The following is a 9,313-nucleotide window of genomic DNA, read 5'->3' as shown; positions in this document are numbered from 1 at the left end:
CATGAGAAATGAAACCCTACAGTGATTCCATTCCTCTACATAATCTAAAGTTTGGGTACACTAGATTCATGCAATGTAGGAGCTTTCAGAGTAGAAAGCGAACCTTCGTTTAAAATGATAGCATACATATCTCCCTCAAAAATATGCAAATATGCATATATCGTTTTTATTTCTCAATGTCAGAATATTGAAAAACAAAAGGCACGAAGGTAAAATAAAGTCATTATCCGTCTTCTTTTGTCAGTCAGAGAGAATAGAAGAATAGGAGAGGAAAAAATGAGAAAATCATTGAAACAAAAAATAGTAAGCTCTTTGCTTGCTGTATCACTCGCTGTTAGCTTAGCTCCAATCGGGCAAGCGAAAGCGGATTCCACGTCAGAGGTTACACAAACTCCATCTATTACAAAACAGATTGATCCAAACCGCGCGATTGAACATGTTCGTTTCTTGTCTGAAACAATTGGTCCTCGCCCCGGTGGGACAAAATCTGAAGAATGGGCTTCTCGTTACATTGGTATGCAGCTTAAATCAATGGGCTATGACGTAGAATATCAACCATTTCAGGTGCCCGATCAATACGTTGGATTCATTGAATCACCACTATCAACAAAACGTACTTGGCAAGCTGGTGCTGCTCCTAATGCACTAATTTCTACAGAAGCTGTTACAGCTCCCCTTATCTTTGTTCAAGGTGGTACAAAATTAGAAGATATTCCAAATGAAGTAAACGGTAAAATTGTTTTATTTGAAAGAGGAACGACAGTTACAGACTATAATAAACAAGTTGAAAATGCTATTAGCAAAGGTGCAAAAGGTGTTCTTTTATACAGTTTAATTGGCGGACGCGGAAATTATGGACAAACCTTCAATCCCCGCCTAACGAAAAAGCAATCTATCCCTGTCTTTGGCCTTGCTTATGCACAAGGAAATGCATTTAAAGAAGAAATCGCTAAAAAAGGGACAACAATTCTTTCCCTAAAAGCGAGACATGAATCTAAATTAACATCTCTAAATGTTATCGCCAAAAAGAAACCAAAAAAGAGTACAGGTAATGAAAAAGCAGTCGTTGTAAGCTCGCACTATGATAGTGTTGTCGGAGCACCTGGCGCAAATGATAATGCTTCTGGAACTGGATTAGTATTAGAACTAGCTCGTGCTTTTCAAAATGTAGAAACTGATAAAGAAATTCGCTTTATTACCTTTGGTTCTGAAGAAACTGGATTACTTGGTTCGGATTATTACGTGAATAGTCTATCCCCAAAAGAACGCGACCGTATTTTAGGTGTCTTTAACGCCGACATGGTTGCAACAAATTATGATAAAGCAAAGAATTTATACGCTATGACACCTGATGGCTCTACAAACTTTGTAACAGACGCTGCCTTGCAAGCAGGTAAACAACTAAATAATGAACTCGTCCTACAAGGTAAATTCGGTTCTAGTGATCATGTTCCATTTGCTGAAGCTGGTATTCCTGCTGCTCTATTCATTTGGATGGGTGTCGATAGTTGGAATCCATTAATCTATCATATTGAGAAGGTATACCATACACCTCAAGATAACGTATTAGAAAACATTTCGCCTGAACGAATGAGAATGGCATTAGACGTTATCGGAACAGGAGTTTATAACTCGCTTCAAAAACCTGTTCCTCAAACTGAACAGAAAGCTGCTTAATCATTTAAAAGACCACTGATTTTATCAGTGGTCTTTTATTGAGAAAAAATATATATGCATAAAAGCATATTTTATCCTACCCATTATCGTATACAATATTAATTGTAACAAAAACGATTACAACTAATAAGGAGGCTTTTTCTATTATGAAAAAAATGATTTTAGCAGGTGCATTAACTTTAGCAGGAATTACTGGAGCTACTGCGTTTATCCCTGAAACAAAAGTCGCTGCTGCCGCTCAAGAACAAAGCTTTACAAAATTTTATTCTTTGCAAACTGGAGGTAGTTCTGAACAAGAACCTATTTTCCTTCAAAAAGGACAAGAACTAACAATTCATCCTAACAGCAAAACTCCTAGTTACAGTGTTTATGACTCAAATCATAACCTTATTGGACGTTATTCTGATGGTTACGGCCGAATTTTCACTGCAAAAACAGATGGAAATATGTATGTTCAATTTCATGCACCTTACGTTTACTATAGTCCTGTTAGTTTTTCTGTTACTTATACTATTCAATAGAAAAGAGGTCCTTTATAGGACCCCTTTTATTTCTCTTCCCAATTCACTTTTACAAATCCATCTTTTACTTTTAATCCGCTTATATTCAATACATATTCTTCATTTGCTTTTAAAGTAACTGTAAAAGTACCTTTTTTCGATTCACAAATTTCCTTTAACTCTTTTATACCTTCTCCTTGTCTTTCATACACACTAAAACATAAGTTTCCTCGTTTTGCATCTGTCTCATAAGAAAATGTCACTTCTGTATCCTTTTCATATTGAAATTTGATATCCTTACCGGCAATATCCCATGATGAGAATTTTGCCTCGTAACTTGTTTTCCCTTGCTTCTCATTTTCTAAATATATATCTCCTGCTCTCCACGCATCATCTAACGTTTGTGCAAAAGTAAAACCACTAAGTAATACAAACATTGTACTTGCCAATATCGCAACTAATGTTACTTTCTGTTTTTTAACAAAATTCACCTTACATTCTCCTTCAACCTTCTTTTTACTTCTTCTTACCATATATAATAAAAATCCAATAAAGAATGGCAATATAACTGCTAAAATACTCCATCCTTTGCTCATTTGATGTGCTTTAGCATCTGTATATACCCATGATGCAACACATATTAAAAGTGCTATAAAAGCCAAAAACATTGTAATTCCAGCTATCTCAAATACTACAAATGGATTAGCGAACTCTATCATGTAATTTATACTCCTTCTTTAAAAATGACTGTATTACAACATATATCGGAATGTATACGTGCATCATAATCACACTTGCTATCAGCATAGGAATTTTATGATCCAAATGAGTGATAAATTGTTCTATAACAATTGTTAACAAAACAATCCAAATGGCATGAATACTAATTAGCCACCTCTTCTCTAACTTCTGAGCCTTTCGCACACCCTGCTTCGTGTTATTGATCAGCTCTTCGCTTGGTATTATCTCTCCTGCTAAACTGCTCTTTATTTTCTGTTCAAGTTTATCTTCCCTCATGAACGAACCCCTCCAAATGTTCTCGCATTTTCTTTTTCCCATAATTAAGCCGATACTTTACCGTACCAATTGGTATATTTAATATTTCACTCATTTCCTTGTAAGAATATTGTTCATAGTAATAGAGTACGAGTACCGTTTTATATTTTTCATTTAATAACTGTATAACTTCCCGTATCATTTTGGCTTCTACCTTTTGAATGATTTCCTCTGATATATTCACATCATCTACAAACTCTACTTCTCCACCACCTTCTTTATGAAATAAATCTAATACGCGATTTTTCCATCTTTTCTTCTTGCGGTAAAAGTCATAAAATGTACGAACGCAAATTGTAGTAATCCACTTTTTATAATTATCCACATAAGAAAGTTGGTGCCTTGATGAAAAAACCTTTATCCACGTCTCTTGAAAAATATCTTCCGCATCTTCTTTCGTTTTCGCTAATTTATAGCATAAGGAATATATTTGCTTCTTATATATATCAATTAATTCTTCTATCTTTTCTTCCATCATAAGCCTCCTAACATTTACATAAGACGACGCAAATTCCCCTTTTGTTTGATAAAATTTTATTTTTTTTATTATCTCCACATAAAAAGGCAATCACAACATCGTGTGATTGCCTTTTATTTAAAAACGAAAGCCCGCTTCCGCTTTTCTTTATGTCCAGCTCTGCCTCCTAGCCCCCTTCTGTCTAAGAACCTTCCCCACGAGAAGATAAAATGCATCTTCTGTGGGAAAGAACCTTAGCCTTCGGGACTAAACAGTCGGCTCCGCTTTTCTTTATTGTCCAGTTCCAGCGGCTAGAATACTCGGTGGCTTCGCGCCTTCCTCCGAGGCAAAGTACGCCTCTCTGTCAGGAGCTCCATCCCCCTCCTATTCTAAACGAGCCGCTTCCGCTTTTCTTCATTACATTTTTTCTGGTGCAGATACTCCTACGATTGCTAATGCATTTTGAAGTGTAGTGCGTACTGCTTTCATTAACTCGTAACGAGCTTTACTTAATTCTAAGTTATCTTGGTTTAATACTTTTTCCGCATTGTAGAAGCTGTGTAATGTTGCTGCTAATTCAAATGCATAGTTTGTAATACGGTGTGGCAGACGTTTTTGTGCTGCATCCGCAACTACAGCTGGGAATTCACCAAGTTTTTTCAGTAACTCTACTTCTTTCTCAGAAGTAACAAGTTTATAGTTCACATCTCCATCTGCAGCTAATCCTAATTCTTCGCCTTGACGAAGGATACTGCATACGCGAGCATGAGCATATTGTGCATAGTATACTGGGTTTTCATTAGATTTTGATACCGCTAAGTCCATATCAAAGTCTAAATGAGAGTCACCGCTACGCATTGCGAAGAAGTAACGCATTGCGTCCACGCCTACTTCTTCCATAAGCTCACGAAGTGTAACTGCTTTACCCGTACGCTTACTCATCTTCATTTTTTCACCGTTTTGATACAGTTGTACCATTTGGATGATTTCTACTTCAAGCGTGTCTTTATCGTAACCAAGTGCTTGAATAGCAGCCTTCATACGAGGAATGTAACCGTGGTGGTCAGCACCCCAAATGTTGATTAACTTATCAAAACCACGCTCTAATTTATCACGGTGATAAGCGATATCTGGCGTTAAGTATGTGTAAGAACCATCGTTTTTAATTAATACACGGTTTTTATCGTCACCGTAAGTCATTGAACGGAACCAAGTTGCTCCATCTTCTTCAAAGATCTCTTCGCGCTCTTTTAATACGGCAAGAGCTTGATCGATTTTTCCGTTTTTGTATAGTGATGTTTCTGAGAACCATACATCAAATTTAACACGGAAGCTTTCTAAGTCTTTTTGAAGTTTTGCTAATTCATATTTTAAACCGTACTCACGGTAGAATTCATAGCTTTCTTTTTCATCAGCTTTCGCATAACGATCGCCGAATTCTTCAGCTAAACGTTTACCGATTCCAATGATATCCGCACCATGGTAACCGTCTTCTGGCATTTCTTTATCTAAGCCTAAAGCTTGCATGTAACGAGCTTCAACAGAAAGAGCTAAGTTATGAATTTGGTTACCAGCATCATTAATGTAGTACTCACGAGATACATCATAGCCTGCTTTTGCTAATAGGTTACATAAAGTGTCACCTACTGCCGCACCACGTGCATGTCCTAAGTGAAGGTCACCTGTTGGATTCGCAGATACGAACTCAACTTGTACTTTTTCACCTTTACCAGTATTCGTTTCACCGTAAGCTTCACCAGCGTTTACGATTGTTGGAATTAAATCTGTTAAATAGCTATTATCCATATAGAAGTTAATAAAACCAGGACCAGCGATTTCGATTTTTTCAATAGAAGCTTTTGCTTTATCAAAGTTTGCAACTAGTTCTTCTGCAATCATTCGAGGTGCTTTTTTTGCAACGCGTGCAAGTTGCATTGCCATATTTGTAGAGAAGTCACCATTTGTTTTATCTTTTGGAGATTCTAATACAACGTTTGGAATCTGTTCTTCTGTCGCTAATTCTGCCTTTAATACAGCAGCCTGAATTTCTTCTTTAATCAATCCTTTTACCTGTTCTAAGGAATTCATTATTTTGCCTCCTTCAAATTAATTGTAATAGTATATCTGCCAGCTTCTTGTTCACTTAGAAGCAATGCGTAAGTTAAGAAGAGTTGTCCTTTTTTCTTTTCATCCGACCATTTAAAAAGAACGTTATCAGTCTTTGTTTGCAATGCAAACGTACCAAGTTCACTCGTATACGTACCAGTTGTCCATTCACCTTTCACATGCGTCTGACGCATAGAAACAGCACCTGAACGCATAATGAGAACTTGTTCATCTTGAATTTTAATAATTGTTTTCACTTCGCCTTGTTCGTTCGGCTCCTGGAATGTTACATATGTACCTTGACCTTTTACATAGTATTGACCATTTGCTTCAAAAGCAACGGTTTCCTTCCTCGCCCCTTCACGGATTTCTGTTACGAAATGAACGTGTACCGGCAAGCCTGCAAGTTGTTTCTCCACGTCTTGCACACCTTTCAAATGTTATAGATATTAAATACTACTTATAATAAATCACTTTTCCTATCATATCAAAAAAAGACTCTGTCTGTCTGCTGAAAAATCAGGAAAACTCCATTTCAAAAAATAATTCACTTATACTTTATTTCATATGATAAAATGTTTTTTAAATCTAAATATTCTTTTAATTATAGAGGTGAATTTAGTGATACCAACAAAATTAATAAAAGGCGATGAAATACGAGTGATTTCCCCATCGTGTAGTTTAAGTATTGTTTCAAATGAAAATAGAAAACTTGCTATAAAAAGATTAACTGACATGGGCTTTCAAGTTACATTCTCAAAATATGCCGATGAGATAGATCGATTTGCTTCCTCTTCTACTTCTTCCCGCATTCAAGACCTCCATGAAGCATTTGGAGATCCTAATGTAAAAGCTATTTTGACTACACTTGGCGGATACAACTCAAATGGTTTATTAAAACATCTCGATTACGATTTAATTCGTGAAAACCCGAAATTTTTCTGTGGTTATTCTGATATTACTGCCTTAAATAATGCAATTTACACAAAAACAGGACTTGTTACATATTCAGGACCCCATTTCTCTTCATTTGGAATGGAGAAAGGACTCGAGTATACAGCCGATTACTTTTTACAATGCTTAACCGCTAATGAGCCTATTGAAATCGTTCCGGCTGAAACGTGGAGCGATGATTCTTGGTATATAGATCAGGAAAATCGAGAATTTATTAAAAATGAAGGATACGTTTCAATTCATGAAGGAGAAGCTACGGGAGATATTATCGGTGGCAATATGAGCACATTTAACTTACTGCAAGGTACACCATATATACCAAATTTAAAGGACAAAATTTTATTTATTGAAGAAGATAGTTTAACTGGAACATCTACTCTTAAAACTTTTGATCGTTATTTACATTCCCTTATGCAGCAGCAAGATTTTGAATACATAAAGGGAATCGTTATAGGAAAGATGCAAAAAGGTGCAGAATGTACGATAGAAGACATTCAAGAAATGATTGCTTCAAAACCTGAACTTGCACATATTCCTATCATTGCAAACGCAAGTTTCGGGCATACAACTCCGATTTTCACTTCCCCAATTGGTGGAAGTGCAAAAATTATTTCTAACAAAGAAAAGACATCTATCACTATTTTAACGCACTAAAGAAGGAGCGAATGAGTCGCTCCTTTTATGGTTTTTCTATTTTTTCCAACGCTTTTTGCGGTATTGACTCTTTCGTTATTTCAGCCCATCCTTTTCCTTGCATACCTTTTGCATAAATTTTTATAAAAGCACCTGCATGCAATTCACGATTTACCATTCTTTTAATAATTTGTTGCTTTCCGTCCTCTGTATACCCTTTAAATGTATACAAATATTCACCGTCTTTTTTCTCACCTTTATCTACAACCGCATAATAATCTTGTATTTCTTTATTTGAAAAGAAGTTGTCTACAAAAGCATGTACACCTTCTGTTTTTGTGTTTAAATAATACGCTGTTCCACCTAGAATAATGGCGAATACAGCTAAAACTTTAATTACCAATTTCATACATGAACCTCCTGTTTGCACTTCTTTCTCGCTAGTATTATATCTATACTTGTATTATACGGAAAAGAGCATACTATACTCTATCTAAAAGTCTTACACTTTCCTTACATTATTGTAAGGGATTTTTTCTTACAGCAAGTTCCCAAGAAAAAATTTTTCCGTTTCATACACTTTTATATTATTATTGAATGATACGAATTTTTATTACAAAAATCAAAGGAGACAGTTTTCAAATGGCTATCTTGCAAGGTTTAGCACTATTACTCGTTGTACTTTGTCTATTTACACTTTTCAGTTACCGCGCGCCTTACGGAATGAAGGCGATGGGCGCTTTAGCTAATGCAGCAATTGCAAGTTTTCTTATTGAAGCATTTCACCGTTATATAGGTGGAGAAATGTTTCATAATGACTTTTTACAATCAGTAGGAGAAGCTTCCGGTAGTATGAGCGGTGTCGCAGCAGCGATTTTAGTCGCATTAGCAATCGGTGTTTCCCCCGTATACGCTGTTTTAATTGGTATCGCTACTAGTGGATTCGGTATTTTACCAGGATTTTTCGCTGGATACGTTTGTGCCTTCGTCGTGAAATTTCTCGAAAAGAAATTACCAGCTGGTGTGGAATTTTTAGCAATCCTATTTATCGCTGCACCAATCTCACGCGGAATGGCAATGCTTATGGATCCGCTCGTTAACGCAACACTCGGTAAAATCGGTTCTATGATTTCAGTTGCAACTACAGAAAGTCCTATCATTATGGGTATTATGCTTGGTGGATTAATAACAGTTATTTCTACCTCTCCACTGAGTTCTATGGCACTAACTGCAATGCTTGGATTAACAGGTTTACCAATGGCAATTGCTAGTCTGGCCGTTGCAGCCTCAGCCCCGATGAACTTTATTTTCTTTAAACGATTAAAAATTTGTTCAAAGAAAGATACAATTGCTGTAGCAATCGAGCCTTTAACACAAGCCGATGTTGTCTCAGCAAATCCAATTCCAATCTATATGACAAATTTCGTTGGCGGTGCACTTGCTGGTATTATTACATCGCTATTCCAGCTTGTTAATAATGCACCTGGAACAGCATCACCAATTCCAGGTCTTCTTGTCCTATTCGGATTTAATGACGTTATAAAAGTAACGATTGCTGCCGTACTATGCGGAATCGTTACCACTATTGTCGGATACATCGGATCTATTGTTTTCCGTAAATATCCGATCCGCTCTGCTGATGAAATTCGCGGCATTGCTTCAGAAGAGAAAGTTGCATAAGAAAAAGAGCTATTCCCATCATTTGAGAATAGCTCTTTTTTATGTTGCATAACGGTAAATGAAATTATATAGGCGATTTTTTAAATATATCGACTTACCGACACATAACGACAAAATAAAAGCCCTCTAATCTGAAGTGCACCCCAATTGTTAGACACAGTCTAACAATTGGAGGTGCATTTTTTATGGCTAAATTTTCTTCAAAAGAAAAAATCCAAGCGGTGAAACGATATTTAGATGGTACAGAAAG

10 protein-coding genes are annotated in these 9,313 nt (G+C 36.3%); 4 read left to right on the top strand and 6 right to left on the bottom strand.

Going from position 1 to position 9,313, the window contains the following annotated elements; translation table 11 throughout:
- Window positions 1–276: 276 nt before the first annotated feature.
- Together CGQ22_RS09170 and CGQ22_RS09165 are read left to right on the top strand one after the other, a co-directional pair.
- Window positions 277–1,677 (top strand): M28 family metallopeptidase, encoded by a 1,401-nt coding sequence (locus CGQ22_RS09170; protein WP_001232220.1) that lies wholly within the window; start codon window positions 277–279, stop codon window positions 1,675–1,677.
- 146 nt (window positions 1,678–1,823) lie between these two features.
- Window positions 1,824–2,198, top strand: coding sequence for a hypothetical protein (locus CGQ22_RS09165; RefSeq protein WP_000738221.1), 375 nt, complete (start codon window positions 1,824–1,826; stop codon window positions 2,196–2,198).
- Window positions 2,199–2,224: 26 nt separating this feature from the next.
- Here the strand turns inward: CGQ22_RS09165 and CGQ22_RS09160 are convergent, their stop codons facing one another.
- The 5 genes from CGQ22_RS09160 to CGQ22_RS09130 all read right to left on the bottom strand — a co-directional run bounded on the left by CGQ22_RS09160 (window position 2,225) and on the right by CGQ22_RS09130 (window position 6,215).
- Window positions 2,225–2,896 (bottom strand): hypothetical protein, encoded by a 672-nt coding sequence (locus CGQ22_RS09160; protein WP_000568891.1) that lies wholly within the window; start codon window positions 2,894–2,896, stop codon window positions 2,225–2,227.
- Window positions 2,880–3,194 (bottom strand): hypothetical protein, encoded by a 315-nt coding sequence (locus CGQ22_RS09155; protein WP_001206381.1) that lies wholly within the window; start codon window positions 3,192–3,194, stop codon window positions 2,880–2,882. The genes CGQ22_RS09160 and CGQ22_RS09155 overlap by 17 nt, the downstream gene beginning before the upstream one ends.
- Window positions 3,181–3,708, bottom strand: coding sequence for an RNA polymerase sigma factor (locus CGQ22_RS09150; protein ID WP_139032809.1), 528 nt, complete (start codon window positions 3,706–3,708; stop codon window positions 3,181–3,183). The genes CGQ22_RS09155 and CGQ22_RS09150 overlap by 14 nt, the downstream gene beginning before the upstream one ends.
- 399 nt (window positions 3,709–4,107) lie before the next feature.
- Window positions 4,108–5,778 (bottom strand): arginine--tRNA ligase, encoded by a 1,671-nt coding sequence (gene argS, locus CGQ22_RS09135; protein ID WP_001086444.1) that lies wholly within the window; start codon window positions 5,776–5,778, stop codon window positions 4,108–4,110.
- Window positions 5,778–6,215 carry a YwiB family protein gene (locus tag CGQ22_RS09130; protein ID WP_000414867.1) on the bottom strand — a complete coding sequence of 146 codons (438 nt, stop codon included), beginning with the start codon at window positions 6,213–6,215 and terminating at the stop codon, window positions 5,778–5,780. The genes argS and CGQ22_RS09130 overlap by 1 nt, the downstream gene beginning before the upstream one ends.
- A gap of 202 nt (window positions 6,216–6,417) precedes the next feature.
- Between CGQ22_RS09130 and CGQ22_RS09125 the strand changes: the two genes are divergently transcribed.
- Window positions 6,418–7,404 (top strand): S66 family peptidase, encoded by a 987-nt coding sequence (locus CGQ22_RS09125; RefSeq protein ID WP_089148593.1) that lies wholly within the window; start codon window positions 6,418–6,420, stop codon window positions 7,402–7,404.
- A 25-nt stretch (window positions 7,405–7,429) separates the two neighbouring features.
- On the opposite strand, the gene CGQ22_RS09120 is transcribed toward CGQ22_RS09125, so the two are convergent.
- On the bottom strand, window positions 7,430–7,792 hold the full coding sequence (locus tag CGQ22_RS09120) for a YxeA family protein (protein ID WP_000779931.1): 363 nt from the start codon (window positions 7,790–7,792) through the stop codon (window positions 7,430–7,432).
- Between the two features lie 233 nt (window positions 7,793–8,025).
- On the opposite strand from CGQ22_RS09120, the gene CGQ22_RS09115 reads away from it, so the two are divergent.
- Complete coding sequence (locus CGQ22_RS09115) at window positions 8,026–9,063, top strand: PTS sugar transporter subunit IIC (RefSeq protein ID WP_000996307.1); 1,038 nt, start codon at window positions 8,026–8,028, stop codon at window positions 9,061–9,063.
- The last annotated feature ends 250 nt before the right edge of the window (window positions 9,064–9,313 follow it).

Origin of the sequence: Bacillus sp. M13(2017) (assembly GCF_002218325.1) — a bacterium.
Lineage (GTDB): Bacteria > Bacillota > Bacilli > Bacillales > Bacillaceae_G > Bacillus_A > Bacillus_A thuringiensis_K.
The sequence above is the reverse complement of the archived record's forward strand: the minus strand, read 5'-3'. Positions and strand labels throughout refer to the sequence as shown.